The organism is Microbacterium sp. GXS0129, assembly GCF_044769785.1.
Taxonomy (GTDB): Bacteria; Actinomycetota; Actinomycetes; order Actinomycetales; family Microbacteriaceae; genus Microbacterium; species Microbacterium nymphoidis.
Genome location: NZ_JBIZVZ010000002.1, coordinates 92,840 through 108,386, shown reverse-complemented (window position 1 = coordinate 108,386; position 15,547 = coordinate 92,840). Strand labels below are relative to the sequence as shown.

Below are 15,547 nucleotides of genomic sequence, written 5' to 3'. Positions count from 1 at the left end.
GTCAGATCTCCGTCCAATCGATGATGACCTTGCCGACGCCGCCCGAGGCCGCCACGTCGAACGCCTCACGCCAGCGTGAGGCCGGATAGCGGTCCGAGATGATCGACGAGAGCCGTTCGCGCAGCTGAGGACTCGACTGCAGCATCGCACTCATCGAGTTCCACGTCTCGAACATCTCCCGGCCGTAGATGCCCGAGAGGGTCAGCATGTGGGTGACGACCTTGCTCCAGTCGATCGGGAACGGCTCAGCCGGCAAGCCCAGCATGGCGATCCGCCCGCCGTGGTTCATGTTCTCGATCATCTCGCCGAGCGCCGCAGGCGATCCCGACATCTCGAAGCCGACGTCGAAGCCCTCCTTCATCCCGAGCGTGTGCTGCACGTCGGCGACCCGCTCGTGGGACACGTCCACGGCGGCATCCGCGCCCATGCGCAGCGCCATCTCCAGACGCGGCTGCGAGATGTCCGTGGCCACGACGAAGCGTGCGCCCACATGGCGGGCGACGGCGATCGCCATGAGGCCGATCGGGCCGCAGCCGGTGACGAGCACATCCTCACCCACGACGCCGAACTTCAGCGCGGTGTGGACGGCGTTGCCGAACGGATCGAAGATCGCGGCGACATCCGGATCGGTGCCGGGCTGGTGGACCCAGACGTTCTTCCCGGGGATGACGACGTACTCCGCGAAGGCGCCATCACGGTTGACGCCCACCCCCTTCGTCCGGATGCACATGTGGGCCCGTCCGGCACGGCAGTTCCGGCACATCCCGCATACGACGTGGCCTTCACCCGAGACCAGATCACCCACGGCGACATCGTGGACGAGGGAGCCGACCTCCACCACCTCGCCGCTGAACTCGTGGCCCGGGATGATCGGCGGCCGCAGCGTGCTCGCCGCCCAGTCATCCCATTTCTCGATGTGGAGATCGGTGCCGCAGATGCCGGTGCGCAGCACCCGGATCTTCACATCCGATGCTCCGGTCACCGGTTCCGGCACATCGGTCAGCGCCAGCCCCGGTCCGGGTTCGTTCTTGATGAGCGCCTTCATCGCCGCATCCATCTCCCATGTCTCGTGAACAGTCCGTCGTGCGCACGGGCGCGAGCGCGTGGTGGGCGCATACGACGAGAGGAACGAGGTCGATCGTATCGCGCGGGCCTGTTCCACTGAGTGCCCCACACCCGATAGCGTCAGGGGAAAGCCGCGGCCGAAGGAGAATCTGTGAGCGTTCACCGCACTGACGTCCTGATCATCGGCTGGGGTCTTGCCGGCCTCGTCGCCGCTCGGGAGGCCGCTCGTGCCGGCAAGCGCGTCACGATCGTCGATCAGGAACCACGAACCAACCTGGGCGGTCAGGCATGGTGGTCCTTCGGCGGGCTCTTCTTCATCGACTCCCCGGAACAGCGACGCATGGGGGTCCACGACAGCCTGGAGCTGGCACGGCAGGACTGGTTCGCCACCGCCGGATTCGACCGCCCGGAGGATCATTGGCCACGTGCCTGGGCCGAGGCGTACCTGCAGTTCGCCGCGGGCGAGAAACGCTCCTGGCTGCGTTCCCTGGGCGTAGGGTTCTTCCCCATCGTCGGGTGGGCGGAGCGGGGCGGCTACACGGCACTCGGGCCGGGAAACTCGGTACCCCGATTCCACATCACCTGGGGCACCGGAGCCGGCATCGTCCAGCCGTTCACGGACTACGTGGACGAGGCCGAGATCGGGGGCTCCGTGACCGTCCTGCCCCGCCACCGGGTGACGACCCTGGCCGTGACCGACGGTGCCGTCACGGGAGCGTCGGGGGACATCCTCTCCCCCAGTGGCGCCGCGCGCGGAATCGCGACATCCCGCGAAGTGGTCGGCGCGTTCGACATCGTGGCCGATGCCGTCGTGATCGCCTCCGGTGGCATCGGAGGAAACCACGACCTCGTGCGTGCCGCCTGGCCGCAGCGCCTCGGAACTCCGCCGGTCGAAATGCTCACCGGAGTGCCCGCGTATGTGGACGGGTCGATGCAGGCCGTCGGTGCCGCGGCCGGCGGGAACCTCATCAACGGCGATCGGATGTGGCACTACGTCGAGGGAATCCGCAACTGGGATCCGGTCTGGCCCGGGCACGGCATCAGAATCCTCCCCGGGCCGTCCTCGCTCTGGCTGGATGCCACGGGACACCGCCTGCCGGTTCCGTTGTTTCCCGGTTTCGACACACTGGGCACTCTTGAGCACCTGCGGCGCACCGGCCACGATCACTCCTGGTTCATCCTGACCCAGAAGATCGTGGAGAAGGAGTTCGCGCTCTCCGGCAGCGAGCAGAACCCCGACCTCACGGGAAAGGACCTCAGACTTCTGGCCACCACGCGCCTCTCCGGCGGCGCGCCGGGTCCCGTGCAGGCGTTCCTGGACCGCGGCGAGGACTTCGTCGTGGAGTCCTCCCTCGATCGGCTGATCGATCGCATGCAGGAGCTTCCCGGAGGCGAGGCGCTCGAGCGCGACCAGGTGGTGCGCGAGGTAGAGGCTCGCGATCGCGAGATGGCGAACGACTTCACGAAGGACGCGCAGATCGCGATGCTCCGCTCCGCACGCGCATACCGCGGCGACCGGCTCATACGCACGGCAGCGCCGCACCGGCTGACGGATCCGGCCTCGGGACCGTTGATCGCCGTCAAGCTCCACGTGCTGACCCGGAAGTCGCTCGGCGGCTTCGAAACCGATCTCAACGGGCGTGTACTGGACGGCGCCGGTGAGCCGATCCGCGGTCTGTTCGCGGCGGGCGAGGCGAGCGGCTTCGGCGGGGGCGGCGTGCACGGCTATCGGGCTCTGGAGGGCACGTTCGTCGGCGGTTGCCTGTTCTCGGGGCGCCAGGTTGGGCGCGCGCTCGCCCAGCACTAGCGCCAGGCCGGAGAGATCCGCGGTCCGCTCCCCGATCTCCGCCATCGTCGTGTTGCCGCCACCGCTTCCGCGATGGCTTTGGGCTGTCCCGCTTACACGAGCGTCTCTCCTTCAAGGCCGGCCCGATTCAACACCGCCCGACGCCGACACCACTCCGCTCACACGAGCGGCTCCCCCTGCGAGAGCGGCCCAATTTGACACCCCACCCGACGCCGACACCGCCCCGCTCATACAACCGTCTCCCCCTGCGAGAGCGGTCCGATTCAACACCGCCCGACGCCGACACCGCTCCCGACGAGACCAGGTGGCTGTTCCGCGCGCATGTGCCGGCACTCGCCGCCGTGTGGTGCGGGCCAGCGCCGGGACCTCCGGCCCGGGAGACGTCAGACGGCGGCACCCGTCCGGCGAACATCGGTGAGGCCGACCCGCGCGGGCCCCCGCGAGAGCACGTGGCCTCCCGGCGTGGAGAAACGGGTCCAGCGTCCCGCGCGGAAAACAGCGGCTTCCTCCCCTGGCCTCCGGGAGGAGATGAAGCCCAGCGCATCCGCGGTGAAAGCCACCCCGCGCGGCGCGTCGAACAGCGTGTCATCCAGCGGCCCCCAGACAGAGGCGCGAACCGAGCGGACGATCTCCTCGCCGGTGCCGGAGGGTACCCGTCCGGCCACGATGGAGATGCCGTGCGAGGCCAGAGCCGACAGATGCTCCGCCGAGATCGTTCCGATGAGCTCCCACCCGGCCTGCGGCGGTGCGACGCCCGTCCACGCCGGGTTCAGGGCTGTCTCCGGCAGTGCGATCGCCGCTTCGTTGACCGGGTCGCGCTGCAAGGACTGCGCGGGCACCGTGATGTCGCACACGAGCTCGGGATCCGCCGCGAGGATGCGCATGCCGATCACCGTGGGTGTCGCATCCAGGAGCCCTTGCGGTGCGAGGGTCGCCGCCGACATGCGCAGCACGCCACCTGCTGCTTGCAGCCGGATCCCTTCGTCCGCGATCCGCGCCGCGCGGCCCGCGAACGTGAGGAAATCGGCGGCCGTCTGAGTGTCGGCGAGAAGGAGGCTGTGGGGCACTTGTCTACACTAACAACGGTGCCTGAGACGGGCTCCGGAGGAGGACGAGTGAGCGATTACGACCCGGCGGCATCCGTCGCCGCGATGATCGACGTGCTGGATCTGGCGGGTTCCGACGCGCGGACCACGGAGGACATCTTCACCGGGCATTCGTTGCCGATGCCGCACGGCCGCATCTTCGGCGGGCAGGTGCTCGCGCAGTCGGTGGTGGCGGCGCAGCGCACGCTGGATCCGGGCCGCGTCGTCCACTCCATGCACGGCTACTTCCTGCGACCGGGCGATGCCGCGCAGGGGCTCACCCTGGCCGTGGATCGGATCCACGACGGTCGCTCGTTCTCGACCCGTCGCGCGCAGGCGTATCAGGACGGGCGTCCGATCTTCTCCATGATCGCGTCGTTCCAGGATCCGGGGCCGGGCCTCGAACACCAGGAAGAGATGCCGTCCGGCATCGCGCAGCCGGAGGATCTGCCCGATGCACTCGCCCTCGTGCGAGACCTGGATCCCGGAGATGGACGTCACCGCTTCTTCACCGAGCACCCGATCGAGACCCGCTACGTCGATGCACCGATCCACCTGCGCGTCGACGGCGCTCACGTCGCCCATCAGGCGCTGTGGTTCCGTGTACGAGCCACGATGCCCGACGACGCCTGGCTGCACCGGGCCACGCTGGCGTTCATGAGCGACCTCACCATCCAGGATTCGGTCCTGCGTGCCCACGGTGTTCCGTGGGCCACTCCCGGATTGAAAGTGGCGAGCCTGGACCACGCGATGTGGTGGCACCGTGACGCCCGAGTGGACGACTGGCTGCTCTACGCCCAGGAGTCCCCGAGCGCGCGGGGCGGACGGGGCCTGTCCACCGGGCGCATCTACACGCGTGACGGACTGCTCGTCGCCACGGTGGCGCAGGAACTGATGGTGCGCGTCCCCGACACTGACACGCCCTAAGCGGGCACCGACCGCACAGCGGCACACGGCATCCACCCATGGCACCACTTCTGCTTGTCGCCTCGATGACCCAGGAACCGACGGTGCGCGTCCCCCACACTGACACGCCCTAAGCGGGCACCGACCGCACAGGGACACACGACATCCACCCATGGCACAACTTCCGCTCGTCGCCTCGATGACCCAGGAACTGACGGTACGCGTCCCCCACACCGACACGCCCTAAGCCGGCACCGACCGCACAGCGGCACACGGCATCCACCCACGGCACTGCTCGTCGCCTCGGTGACCCAGAAACTGGTGGCGCGCGTCCCCCACACTGACACGCCCTAAGCCGGCATCAACCGCATAGGAGCACACGACATCTACCCACGGCACAACTACTGCTCGTCGCCACGGTGGCGCAGGAACTGATGGTGCGCGTCCCCGACATTGACACGCGCTAAGCCGGCATCGACCGCACGGTAACGGACGAACCCCCGGGGATGATCTCTACCCGGGGGTTCGTGCATGTTCACCGTCGATGCGTGTATGTGATCGGCTCGCCGAGGTAGGGACTCCACGCGGCGCGCTGCTCATCGTCCAAGCGGACCGGCCGGCCCGACTCGGCGTCGACCATCACAACGACAGACGTTGCCCGCGCATAGAGCGTCTGATCCGCACCGTCGGCGGGCGAGTAGACCTCGTAGCAGATCTCCATGCTGGATCCGCCCAGCTTCGAGAACCACATCTGCACGTCGAGCGGATTGCGCTGATACGGCACCGGAGCGAGGTACTCGATCTCCTGCCGCGCGATCAGCGTGAGCAGTCCGGCGGAGATCCCCGAGTCCAGCACCGCCGTATCCGGCGCCTCCTCACCGGGACCCGGGCGCCAGAACGCCCGGACCCGGACCTCCTCCAGGAGCTTCAGCATCGACGTGTTGTTCACATGGTTGAACGCGTCGAGATCACCCCACCGGAGGTGGATGGGAACGTGCAGACGCACGCTGTCAGTCACGCGTGAGCTTCCGGTGCGTCGAGCGGTGCGGCTTGGCCGCGTCGGCACCGAGGCGGGCGATCTTGTTCTCCTCGTACGACTCGAAGTTGCCCTCGAACCAGTACCACTGGTCGGGCTTCTCGTCGGTGCCCTCGTAGGCCAGGATGTGCGTCGCGATGCGGTCCAGGAACCAGCGGTCGTGGGTGATGACCACGGCGCAGCCCGGGAACTCGAGCAGCGCGTTCTCCAGGCTCGAGAGTGTCTCGACATCCAGGTCGTTGGTGGGCTCGTCGAGGAGCAGCAGGTTGCCACCCTCCTTCAGCGTCAGCGCCAGGTTCAGGCGGTTGCGCTCACCACCGGAGAGCACACCAGCCTTCTTCTGCTGGTCCGGTCCCTTGAAGCCGAACTTGGAAACGTAGGCACGCGAGGGAATCTCGGTCTTGCCGACGGTGATGATGTCCAGGCCGTCAGAGACGACCTCCCACAGCGTCTTCTCCGGATCGATGTTCGCCCGGGACTGGTCGACGTAGCTGATCTTGACCGTCTCACCGATCTTCAGGTCACCGCCGTCCAGGGGCTCAAGACCGACGATCGTCTTGAACAGCGTGGTCTTACCCACACCGTTCGGGCCGATGACGCCGACGATGCCGTTCGGCGGCAGCGAGAAGCTGAGTCCGTCGATCAGCGAGCGGCCGTCGAAGCCCTTCTTCAGGTTCTTCGCCTCGATCACGATGTTGCCGAGACGCGGACCCGCGGGGATCTGGATCTCCTCGAAGTCGAGCTTCTTCGTCCGCTCCGCCTCGGCCGCCATTTCCTCGTAGCGGGCCAGACGCGCCTTCGACTTGACCTGACGGCCCTTGGCGTTCGAGCGCACCCACTCGAGCTCCTCGGAGAGGCGCTTGGCGAGCTTGGCGTCCTTCTTGCCCTGGATGGCCAGACGCTCCTGCTTCTTCTCCAGGTAGGTGGAGTAGTTGCCCTCGTAGCCGATCAGACGGCCACGGTCGACCTCGGCGATCCATTCGGCCACGTGGTCGAGGAAGTAGCGGTCGTGGGTGATGGCGATGACAGCGCCGGGGTACTTCTGCAGGTGCTGCTCCAGCCACAGCACGCTCTCCGCGTCCAGGTGGTTGGTGGGCTCGTCCAGGAGCAGCAGATCGGGCTTCTGCAGGAGCAGCTTGGCCAGGGCGACGCGGCGCTTCTCACCACCCGAGAGGTTCTTGATGTCAGCGTCCCCGGGCGGGGTGCGAAGCGCATCCATGGCCTGCTCGAGCTGCGCGTCGAGGTCCCATGCGTCGGCGGCGTCGATCTCCTCCTGCAGCTGTCCCATCTCGGCCAGCAGCGCATCGAAGTCGGCGTCGGGATCCGCCATGAGCGCGGAGATCTCGTTGAAGCGGTCGAGCTTGGCCTTGATGGCGACGCCGGACTGGATGTTCTCCAGCACCGTCTTGTCCTCGTCCAGCTCGGGCTCCTGCATGAGGATGCCCACCGAGAAGCCCGGGGTGAGCGTCGCGTCACCGTTGGACGGCGTGTCCAGCCCGGCCATGATCTTGAGGATCGTCGACTTACCGGCACCGTTCGGGCCGACCATGCCGATCTTGGCGCCCGGGAGGAACGCCATCGTTACGTCGTCGAGGATGAGCTTCTCACCGACGGCCTTGCGAGCTCGCACCATCTGGTAGATGTATTCAGCCAAACCTGGTTCACGTCCCTTTGTGTGATGGGTGTTGATCGCGCCGCACTGTCGCGGCGAAGTCTGCCGGTGCGCGACCAACCGCGCACCGGATCCGAGTCTACCGGCGCAGCCAGGGAAAGGCCCGGCGAGCCGGCCGCGCGTCCGCGCCGTCGATCACGACCCGGCTGCACCGCCGCAGCGGGACGGGCGCGGTCACCAGTCGATGGGTCGCGTTCCGCCGACGAGGCAGGCGCCCGTGCTCAGCACGGGGGCGATCACGGTGTGGGGCTCGCCCGTGGCCGGCCCGACCTGGCCGACCAGACACTCGCCGGCGAAGACCACCGAGAACTGGATACTCTCCGCCGGGTCGCCGATCGTGGTGCGGTCAGCAGTCACCTGCATCGCCGCCTTGTCGAATCCCACAGCCACGAGAGCGTCGATGTATGCCCGCCCCTGGTCCTTCGCATCCGATGCCCAGACTGCTGCAACCGTCTGGGTGAAGATGGGAAGGTTCGCCGCGGCGTTCCCATCGGGCACGAATGCGGCGGGAGCAGCAGGGGCAGCCGGCTCCTCGGACGCAGCCTCGCTCGGCTGCGCGGTTGCGGCGGCTTCCGGTGCGACGGTATCGGACGATGCAGGCGCGGGATCGGCACTCTCCGTGGGAGTGCAGCCGGCAAGCAGCAGCATCCCCGTGATCGCGATCACGGCGGGGAGAGCGGTGGCGGTCAGCGTTCGGCGCGGGAGACGAGTCACCCCGCGAGTCTATGGTTCCCACCCGTCAACCTGCTGAGCGCCGCTACCCGTGTCCCTTCGCACATCGCCGAGCGCCGCAACCCGTGTTCCTTCGCCCGGCACCAGCTCGTACTCGTACCGGGCCACGTCTCCCCCGCCCGGCCGCGCGCCCGCTCAGAACGGGGTTGCCGTCGCCGCCCACTGTTCCGCCTGCGCCCCCGAAGCTGCCGGCTCATCCTGGGCGTCGACCGGCGGAGCCTCGATGTCCGTCAGCGCCATCGAAGCGGGTGGCACGTCGATGCCTTCGTCCGGATCCGTCGCCGCCAGACGCCGTGCACGATGAAAGGTCGTCGTTCCCCAGCGCAGGTCGGGACCCATCGCGTCCGCGTCGATCTCGGCGGCCGTCCCCCGGCGATCCCCATCCGTCCACGCGCGTAGACGCAACCTGCCCGAGATCAGCACACGATCGCCCGTCCGGACGGAGGCGAGGGCGTTCTCGCCGAGGGCTCTCCAGACGTAGATCGTGAACCAGTTCGGCGTGCCGTCGATCCACTCTCCGGTCGCCCGGTCATACCTGCGGTTGTCTGTTGCGAGCCGGAACGAGGTGTACGTCGCCCCGGCTCCGCTGACCGCCTGTCGCGGCTCGGACGCAACGTTGCCGACCACGGTGATGTTCTCCGTCATTTCTCTCCCTTCAGGGCGGACCTTCCGCCGGTGATCCGGCGCCGTCGTGCCCGAGTCGGCGCCGGATCGGTTCCATGCTGCGCGCCCCGGCGAAGCGAACCGCCAGTGATCGGGGAAAGCGGGATCGATCGCCGCATCGGCCCGCCTGTGGAGGAGGGACGACGTCGGCCCGCGGCAATGTCCGAGGCCCCGCCTAACGTTGCCCTCAGAAGGGAGACGCACATGTCCGCCACCATCAGTTCCGCCCGGTTCGCGCCGCGCCTGCATACCACCGTCCGGGAGCGCTTGCTTCCCGTGGCCGAGAACGCCTGGCGTGTGATCGCGGCAGACGGTCGGGTGCTCGGGCAGATCCGGGCCGTTGCCCGTGCTGCGGGCACCCGTTTCCAGGCTCGCCGCTTCGACGCCGCCGTCGGCGGCTTCCGCGAGGTGGGCGAGTTCTGGAGCGCAGATGAAGCCTGCGACTGCCTGCGCTGGATGTGAAGTGGCCCTCATCGACACACTCGCGTCTGCGGTTCCGGGGGCGCACACCACGACGCCGGCAGCCGTTCACCGGCTCGTCGCCGGAACCGATACTCTGGTGGCACGACCCCCAGTAGCTCAGTGGATAGAGCAGCGGCCTTCTAATCCGCCGGTCAGGTGTTCGAATCACCTCTGGGGGACCACATCCCCGCCAGAAGCGCGTTCCAGGGCGGCCGTCTCTCGGCTGCCCGAATATGCCGCGACTAGGATGTGAGCATGGTTTCTGCTGCCGAGAATGACCGGCTCGTCTGGATCGACTGCGAGATGACGGGACTCGACCTCGCCGTCGACGAACTCGTCGAGATCGCGATCGTCATCACCGACTTCGAGCTCAATCTCATCGATCCCGGGTTCCGCGTGGTCATCAAGCCGAACGACTCGGCGCTGGCCAACATGAACGAGTTCGTCACCAACATGCACACCACATCCGGGCTGATCGAGGAGATCCCCGATGGCGTGAGCGTGGCCGAGGCCGAGTACCTGTCGCTCGAGTACATCCGCCGCTTCGTCCCGATGGAGGGCAAGGCCCCGCTGGCCGGGAACACCATCGGCACCGATCGTATGTTCATCGCCAAGTACATGCCCCGCGTCGACCGTCACCTGCACTACCGCAACGTAGACGTCTCCAGCATCAAGGAGCTCTCTCGACGGTGGTACCCACGCGCGTACTTCCAGGCCCCCGAAAAGGATGGTGGTCACCGCGCACTCGCCGACATCCTCGAGTCCATTCGAGAACTCGAATATTATCGTCGCGCCGTATTCGTGCCTGATCCGGGGCCAACTTCGGACCAGGCGAAGGCCGTGTCGGAAGCCGTCGTGTCATCGTTCGGTCCGAACCTGTGACAGAATAGACGAGTTGCCCCGCTGAGGCGGGGACACGGTGGGTATAGCTCAGTTGGTAGAGCGCCTGGTTGTGGTCCAGGAGGTCGCGGGTTCAAGCCCCGTTACTCACCCAGATGAATCCCCGGAGCCGTTCGGCTCCGGGGATTCTCCGTTTCAGAGGAGTCTCCCTTCCCAGGCCCGTGCGGCACGTCTCCGGTCAGCGAGACCCACTCTGAGTCCCCTCCGAGTCCGCGATGATCTCGTTGACCATACCGGCGAAGATCAAGCCGTGGAACGGCAGCATCGAGAGCCAGTAGAGCCGGCCCGACAGGCCGCGAGGGAAGAACACCGCACGCTGACGGTAGGTGGCGCCGCCGTCCGGCGTCGGGTCGACCGACAGCTCCAGCCAGGCATCGCCCGGCACCCGCATCTCCGCACGCAGTCGCAGGAGCCGCCCCGGTTCCACGGCCTCGACCCGCCAGAAGTCGATCGCATCGCCCACCCGGACCGTCAATCGCGACCGTCGCCCTCGTTGGAGTCCCACTCCCCCGAGCAGCCGGTCCATGACACCGCGCAGCGCCCACAGGATCGATGCTGAGTACCAGCCGCGCGCACCACCGATCTGACTGATCACGCGCCAGACCGCCGAGGGTGACGCCTGCGTCGTTCGTTCGCGAGCGTCGACGAAGACCGTGCGACCGGACCAGTCCGGGTCACTGGGCATGGGGTCACTCGGTGCACGCGGCACGCGCCCATCCACCCAACTGGTCTCCACGGCATCCATCTCGATGCGTCACAGCGCCAGCCGAACAGCGTCTCGATAGGTGGTCAGACCGGCCGCCGGCGGCGGGATCAGCGTGTCGATCACGTCATCCTGCATGATGCACTCCTGCTGCAGCGACTCCACGAGCGGTCGGGCGATGCGCTGCGGCACCGGTGTCACCAGTCCAACCCAGAGAGACGCCAGGCGCGGCGTGAGTACCGGCAATGCGATGATCCGCCGTTGCGGAAGGCCCGCCACCACCGCATAGGCGTTCATCATCTGCCCGTAGCGGAGCACATCCGGACCGCCGATGTCGACGGCACGATTGACCGGTTCCGGGAGCTTCGCCGCAGCCAGCAGGTAGTGCAGCACGTCACGCACCGCGATCGGCTGTATGCGGTTTCGAACCCACCGCGGCGCCGGCATCACCGGAAGGACTTCGGTGAGATGGCGGATCATTTCGAAGGAGGCGGAGCCGGAACCGATCACCACGCCCGCTTGCAGCACCAGCGTCGGCGTCTCGGCTGCGAGGAGGATCTCCCCCACTTCGCGACGCGAGTTCAGATGCGGCGAGAGCGGCACATCGCGCGGGTGCAGTCCGCCGAGGTAGATGATCTGCTTCACCCCGGCTCGCTCCGCCGCTGCCCCCACCGCACGAGCGATGCGCCGATCGAGCTCCGCGAAATCCCGGCCGGCCGACATGGAGTGAATCAGGTAGTAGATGATGTCGACGCCATCGAGGGCGCGCGCCAGGGCGCCCGGATCGGTGGCGTCGCCGTCGACGACATCGACGTCGTCGCGCCAGGGGGCGCCTTCGAGGCGCGTGGCCCCCCGAGTGAGTGCTCGCACGCGATAGCCGGCAGCCAGCAGTCGTGGCACGAGGCGCCCGCCGAGATATCCCGTCGCACCGAGCACCAGCACGCGCGGTGCGGAGCCGTCCGCCCCGGTGCGCGCGCGGTACGTCTCCTCCGCACCGCTGGGCGTGCTCAGTGTCGCTGCCGTCTCTGTGTCCTCATCCCGCGCCCTCATCCAGCCATCGTAGGCAACGTCGCCGACAGTGTGGGGCCGCAGCCGCGCGAGCGACGACGCCGACCGCCGGATATGGGTACGCTCGAAGGATGATTGACCTCGACGCGACGGCGTTCGAAGCGCTCGTCATCGAAGAACTCGACCTTCTACCCGACGACATGGTCGACGGACTCGATAACGTGGTGTTCGTGGTCGAGGACCGCCCCGAGGACGGGTCTCTCGACCTGCTCGGCCTCTATGACGGCCTGGCGCTGACCGAGCGCGAGCGATACGGCCTGGGGGATCTGCCAGACCGGATCATCGTCTACCGTGAACCGCATCTGCAGGCCGTCGATTCACTCGCGGAGCTGCGCGACGAGGTCCACACAACGCTCGTCCATGAGATCGCCCACTTCTATGGCATAGACGACGAACGGCTGCATGAACTGGGGTGGGCATGACCGCACTCGCATTCCCGGACGTCGCCCAGCAGCAGGACGAGCGCACGGAGGAGACCGCATCACCGGGACGCCCCTGGCAGACAGTGGTGTGGGATGACCCGGTGAACCTGATGAGTTACGTCGTGAAGGTCTTCCGCGACTACTTCGGCTTCAGCGCCGAGAAGGCGAACACGCTGATGCTACGCGTGCACAACGACGGTCATGCCGTGGTGGCTGAAGGGGCACGGGAACAGATGGAGCTGCACGCGCAGGCGATGCACGACTATGGGCTCTGGGCGACAGTTCGGCAGGCACCGCAGTGACCCCCGGCCAGTTCACCCTGTCCGCGCAGGAGCGAGCGGTGCTCTCCGACCTCGTGGCTCAGTTCACCGATGTCTTGCAGCAGGGGTCAGCGGCAGACGATCCCGCTCTGGCGCGGCTCGCCCCGAGCGTCTACCCGGACGACGATGAAGCCAGCAGGGAGTTCCGGCGGCTCACCGAGGCCGACAGCGTGACCCGGCGGCAGCACGACGCCACCGTCGTCGCCGATGCTCTGGCCGAGGCCGATCGAGCCTCAACGCAGGATCCTGCCGCGATCCTCCTCGATGCGCACACTGCGCCCGCATGGATGCGCACTCTGTCCGCCCTGCGGCTCGTGCTGGCCTCACGGCTCGGGATCGCTGCAGGTGGTCCCGGGTCGGATCCCGCGCCTGCCGTGCTGGATCCGGACAGCCCCATTGTCGGCATCTACGAATGGCTCGGCTACCAGCTCGAGCAGGTCGTGGTCGCAAGCTCCTGACGACTCTCGCTACGGTCGGCGCGCGGCAGGGTGTCTCAGGGGAGCGTGAGGACGAGATCGGCCAGCGCCTGCGGATCGTGACGGTGGATGTGCTCATCCTCCTGCGCCGCCCACCGGTCCCAATGGGGTCGGTACGCATCGCCGTCCCGATCGAGCGCACGCTCGCGCCGCGTCGCTGCGGGGGCTTCCAGCCAGACGGTCACGTCGGCGAGCGGCGCGGACTCGGCGCGCAGGATCCCGCACCCCTCGACGATGAGGCCCCGGTCGTGCGGCGCGGCGGAGAACCCCGCGGGCCGATCCTGTGCCCAGTCCCAGCCGCTCACTCGGCCATCCTCGCCGAGAGAGCGCGGCACAAGGATGTCGCGGATCACGGCCTCGGCTCCTGCGTCGAGACCGTCCCAGCCCGGGTAGACCGCGTCAAGAGGCAGCACGGTAGGCCGTGGCCGCGGCCAGGCATCTGCCAGCCGGCGAGACAAGCTGCTCTTGCCCGCACCGCTGCGGCCATCGATCAGAACACTTGCTCGCGACCGATCTCCCACGAGCGCCATCACGCTGGCCACGGCTCTGCGGAGCGCGTGATCCAGTGGATCCGGTTGCGACGCGGAAGTGTCAGCGCTTGAGGGCACGGATGATGCGTGCGAGGGCGCGACCAGCGACCCAGACGAACGGAATGCCCACCACCAGCAGCGAGATCAGATTCGCCTCGAAGCGGATGTCGTCGCCACGGCGGATGTAGGCGCCGACGGGAAGGGACACGCCGCCCCCACCGCCGCCGGAGCCCCTCTCCTCGTCCTCGCCCGCCCCGAAGCCGCTCCAGGTGGCGGCGACGGGGATGACGCGGACTCCGTCGACGTCCTGCTGCTCTCCGTAGACGCTGGCGACGCCCGAGGAGGCCGTGAGCTTGCCGAGTTCCAGTGCGAGGTTGGGCATGCCTCCACCGTACCCCGCACACGCCGTCGCCGCATCCGTGATCGCGGCGACGCGGGCCGCGGATCTACCCCTCGTCGAGGCTGCGTGCCTGCGGCTGGGCGTACCGATCACGGCGTCCCAGCGCAGAAGCCCGTGTCAAGGCGCCGTTTCCGAAGCGTGCCGTCGCTCCATCCAGTGCCGTGTCCACAGCGCGCCAGTCCGCGTCATCGTCCCAGAGGCCGAGGCCTCCGCCGCCGGCCTTCTGCAGCCTCTCCGCGCGGACGCCGATCAGGCGGACAGGGGCCTGCACATCGATCGAGCCGAACAGCTCGCACGCCGCTTCCCCGATTCTGCGCCCGACGTCGGTGGGCTCTGCGAGCGTCTGCGACCGGCTGAGGGTGGTGAAGTCATCGAAGCGCACCTTCACGGCGACCGTTCGCGCCTCAAGAGACGCCGAGCGCAGTCGCGCCGCGACACGATCCGCCAGGCGCCGGAACTCACTGCGCAGCAGAGCGTGATCGGTGACATCCTGCTCGAAGGTCTCCTCATGACCGATGCTCTTCTCCACGCGCTCCGTGGAGACCGGCCGCGGATCGATCCCGTGCGCCAGACGCCACACCTGCTCCCCCATGGCCTGGCCCAGCGCGCGCACGAGCTGGTGCTCCGTGCCCGCACGGATGTCGGCCACCGTACGGATGCCGCGGGAGGACAGCGTCTCAGCCGCCTTCGGCCCGACTCCCCAGATGGCGCTGACGGGACGGGGTGCGAGGAACTGATCCGTGGCCCAGTCCGGCACGACCAGTAGGCCGTCGGGCTTGGCCACCGTCGAGGCCATCTTGGCCACGTGCTTCGTCGCGGCGACGCCGATGCTGCATGTGATGCCGGCTTCGCGTGCAACACGCGCCCGGAGGTTCTGAGCGATCTCGCGCGGTGAGCCCCACAACCGCCGAGCTCCGCGCACATCGAGAAAGGCCTCGTCGATGGAGAGGGGCTCGACCAGCGGCGTGACGTCGCGGAACATCGCCATGACCTGACGGGAGACCTCCACGAAGCGGTGGAAGTCCGGCGACACGACGATGGCGGACGGGCAGAGACGCAACGCCTGGCTCACCGGCATCGCCGCGCGAACGCCGAATCGTCGGGCCTCGTAGGAGGCGCTGGAGACCACCGACCGTCCCTCCGGCGCACCGATGATCAGGGGCTTGCCCGCGAGCGAGGGATCATCGAGCACCGCCACCGATGCGTAGAACGCATCCATGTCGACATGGAGGATGCCCGTGCCGGTGTCGTCGGCACGTGGTCCTGAGACCATGCGACCACTGCCATCACCTCGTCCCAT

15 protein-coding genes, 2 tRNA genes and 2 pseudogenes are annotated in these 15,547 nt (G+C 67.9%); 9 read left to right on the top strand and 10 right to left on the bottom strand.

Annotated features, from left to right (window positions below; all coding sequences use genetic code 11):
* Window position 1 precedes the first annotated feature (1 nt).
* Window positions 2-1,045: an L-threonine 3-dehydrogenase gene (tdh, locus tag ACIQJ5_RS06880; RefSeq protein WP_231089936.1), complete on the bottom strand. Its 1,044-nt coding sequence runs from the start codon at window positions 1,043-1,045 to the stop codon at window positions 2-4.
* 156 nt (window positions 1,046-1,201) lie between these two features.
* Between tdh and ACIQJ5_RS06875 the strand changes: the two are divergent.
* Window positions 1,202-2,872, top strand: a pseudogene (locus ACIQJ5_RS06875) (FAD-binding dehydrogenase); the annotation flags it as partial.
* Between the two features lie 383 nt (window positions 2,873-3,255).
* Here ACIQJ5_RS06875 and ACIQJ5_RS06870 read toward each other — a convergent pair.
* Window positions 3,256-3,939, bottom strand: a complete 684-nt coding sequence (locus tag ACIQJ5_RS06870; protein ID WP_231089934.1) for a hypothetical protein — start codon at window positions 3,937-3,939, stop codon at window positions 3,256-3,258.
* An 84-nt stretch (window positions 3,940-4,023) separates the two neighbouring features.
* Here ACIQJ5_RS06870 and ACIQJ5_RS06865 point away from each other — a divergent pair, with 84 nt between their 5' ends.
* The gene (locus ACIQJ5_RS06865; protein ID WP_402843414.1) at window positions 4,024-4,884 is read left to right on the top strand and encodes an acyl-CoA thioesterase; all 861 of its coding nucleotides are present in this window, start codon (window positions 4,024-4,026) and stop codon (window positions 4,882-4,884) included.
* Between the two features lie 514 nt (window positions 4,885-5,398).
* Here the strand turns inward: ACIQJ5_RS06865 and ACIQJ5_RS06860 are convergent.
* The 4 genes from ACIQJ5_RS06860 to ssb all read right to left on the bottom strand — a co-directional run bounded on the left by ACIQJ5_RS06860 (window position 5,399) and on the right by ssb (window position 8,948).
* Window positions 5,399-5,881: an acyl-CoA thioesterase gene (locus ACIQJ5_RS06860; RefSeq protein WP_402842246.1), complete on the bottom strand. Its 483-nt coding sequence runs from the start codon at window positions 5,879-5,881 to the stop codon at window positions 5,399-5,401.
* Complete coding sequence (gene ettA / locus ACIQJ5_RS06855; protein ID WP_231089932.1) at window positions 5,874-7,553, bottom strand: energy-dependent translational throttle protein EttA; 1,680 nt, start codon at window positions 7,551-7,553, stop codon at window positions 5,874-5,876. The genes ACIQJ5_RS06860 and ettA overlap by 8 nt, the downstream gene beginning before the upstream one ends.
* 192 nt (window positions 7,554-7,745) lie before the next feature.
* On the bottom strand, window positions 7,746-8,285 hold the full coding sequence (locus ACIQJ5_RS06850) for a DUF6993 domain-containing protein (RefSeq protein ID WP_231089931.1): 540 nt from the start codon (window positions 8,283-8,285) through the stop codon (window positions 7,746-7,748).
* A gap of 153 nt (window positions 8,286-8,438) precedes the next feature.
* Window positions 8,439-8,948, bottom strand: a complete 510-nt coding sequence (gene ssb / locus ACIQJ5_RS06845) for a single-stranded DNA-binding protein (RefSeq protein WP_231089930.1) — start codon at window positions 8,946-8,948, stop codon at window positions 8,439-8,441.
* 222 nt (window positions 8,949-9,170) lie between these two features.
* Between ssb and ACIQJ5_RS06840 the strand changes: the two genes are divergently transcribed.
* The 4 genes from ACIQJ5_RS06840 to ACIQJ5_RS06825 all read left to right on the top strand — a co-directional run bounded on the left by ACIQJ5_RS06840 (window position 9,171) and on the right by ACIQJ5_RS06825 (window position 10,420).
* Window positions 9,171-9,428 (top strand): hypothetical protein, encoded by a 258-nt coding sequence (locus ACIQJ5_RS06840; RefSeq protein ID WP_231089929.1) that lies wholly within the window; start codon window positions 9,171-9,173, stop codon window positions 9,426-9,428.
* A gap of 106 nt (window positions 9,429-9,534) precedes the next feature.
* Window positions 9,535-9,610, top strand: a tRNA-Arg gene (locus ACIQJ5_RS06835).
* Between the two features lie 73 nt (window positions 9,611-9,683).
* Window positions 9,684-10,310 carry an oligoribonuclease gene (orn, locus tag ACIQJ5_RS06830; protein WP_231089928.1) on the top strand — a complete coding sequence of 209 codons (627 nt, stop codon included), beginning with the start codon at window positions 9,684-9,686 and terminating at the stop codon, window positions 10,308-10,310.
* 37 nt (window positions 10,311-10,347) lie between these two features.
* Window positions 10,348-10,420: transfer RNA gene (locus ACIQJ5_RS06825), tRNA-His, on the top strand.
* An 86-nt stretch (window positions 10,421-10,506) separates the two neighbouring features.
* Here ACIQJ5_RS06825 and ACIQJ5_RS06820 read toward each other — a convergent pair.
* Window positions 10,507-12,081 (bottom strand): annotated as a pseudogene (locus tag ACIQJ5_RS06820) (SDR family oxidoreductase).
* 89 nt (window positions 12,082-12,170) lie between these two features.
* Between ACIQJ5_RS06820 and ACIQJ5_RS06815 the strand changes: the two are divergent.
* From ACIQJ5_RS06815 to ACIQJ5_RS06805, 3 genes are read left to right on the top strand one after another with little or no spacing between them, the layout of a single operon-like run.
* Window positions 12,171-12,521, top strand: a complete 351-nt coding sequence (locus ACIQJ5_RS06815; protein WP_231089926.1) for a metallopeptidase family protein — start codon at window positions 12,171-12,173, stop codon at window positions 12,519-12,521.
* Window positions 12,518-12,823, top strand: coding sequence for an ATP-dependent Clp protease adapter ClpS (gene clpS / locus ACIQJ5_RS06810; RefSeq protein ID WP_231089925.1), 306 nt, complete (start codon window positions 12,518-12,520; stop codon window positions 12,821-12,823). The genes ACIQJ5_RS06815 and clpS overlap by 4 nt, the downstream gene beginning before the upstream one ends.
* A complete protein-coding gene (locus ACIQJ5_RS06805) occupies window positions 12,820-13,299 on the top strand; it encodes a DUF2017 family protein (protein ID WP_402842239.1) in 480 nt (159 codons plus the stop codon). Before clpS ends, ACIQJ5_RS06805 begins: the two co-directional genes overlap by 4 nt.
* A 35-nt stretch (window positions 13,300-13,334) precedes the next feature.
* On the opposite strand, the gene ACIQJ5_RS06800 is transcribed toward ACIQJ5_RS06805, so the two are convergent.
* The 3 genes from ACIQJ5_RS06800 to dinB all read right to left on the bottom strand — a co-directional run bounded on the left by ACIQJ5_RS06800 (window position 13,335) and on the right by dinB (window position 15,547).
* Window positions 13,335-13,847 carry a hypothetical protein gene (locus ACIQJ5_RS06800; RefSeq protein ID WP_402842236.1) on the bottom strand — a complete coding sequence of 171 codons (513 nt, stop codon included), beginning with the start codon at window positions 13,845-13,847 and terminating at the stop codon, window positions 13,335-13,337.
* A 61-nt stretch (window positions 13,848-13,908) separates the two neighbouring features.
* Complete coding sequence (locus ACIQJ5_RS06795; RefSeq protein WP_231089922.1) at window positions 13,909-14,229, bottom strand: hypothetical protein; 321 nt, start codon at window positions 14,227-14,229, stop codon at window positions 13,909-13,911.
* Between the two features lie 64 nt (window positions 14,230-14,293).
* Entirely contained in the window at window positions 14,294-15,547 is a 1,254-nt protein-coding gene (gene dinB / locus ACIQJ5_RS06790) for a DNA polymerase IV (protein WP_231089921.1), read from the bottom strand.

Bases quoted from the DNA above. Each gene is read 5' to 3' on its own strand.
- ACIQJ5_RS06795 (WP_231089922.1), bottom strand. From the start codon at position 14,229: ATGCCCAACCTCGCACTGGAACTCGGCAAGCTCACGGCCTCCTCGGGC.
- clpS (WP_231089925.1), top strand. From the start codon at position 12,518: ATGACCGCACTCGCATTCCCGGACGTCGCCCAGCAGCAGGACGAGCGC.
- ACIQJ5_RS06865 (WP_402843414.1), top strand. From the start codon at position 4,024: ATGATCGACGTGCTGGATCTGGCGGGTTCCGACGCGCGGACCACGGAG.
- tdh (WP_231089936.1), bottom strand. From the start codon at position 1,045: ATGAAGGCGCTCATCAAGAACGAACCCGGACCGGGGCTGGCGCTGACC.
- orn (WP_231089928.1), top strand. From the start codon at position 9,684: ATGGTTTCTGCTGCCGAGAATGACCGGCTCGTCTGGATCGACTGCGAG.
- ACIQJ5_RS06800 (WP_402842236.1), bottom strand. From the start codon at position 13,847: ATGGCGCTCGTGGGAGATCGGTCGCGAGCAAGTGTTCTGATCGATGGC.
- dinB (WP_231089921.1), bottom strand. From the start codon at position 15,547: ATGGGACGAGGTGATGGCAGTGGTCGCATGGTCTCAGGACCACGTGCC.
- ssb (WP_231089930.1), bottom strand. From the start codon at position 8,948: ATGACGGAGAACATCACCGTGGTCGGCAACGTTGCGTCCGAGCCGCGA.
- ACIQJ5_RS06815 (WP_231089926.1), top strand. From the start codon at position 12,171: ATGATTGACCTCGACGCGACGGCGTTCGAAGCGCTCGTCATCGAAGAA.
- ACIQJ5_RS06840 (WP_231089929.1), top strand. From the start codon at position 9,171: ATGTCCGCCACCATCAGTTCCGCCCGGTTCGCGCCGCGCCTGCATACC.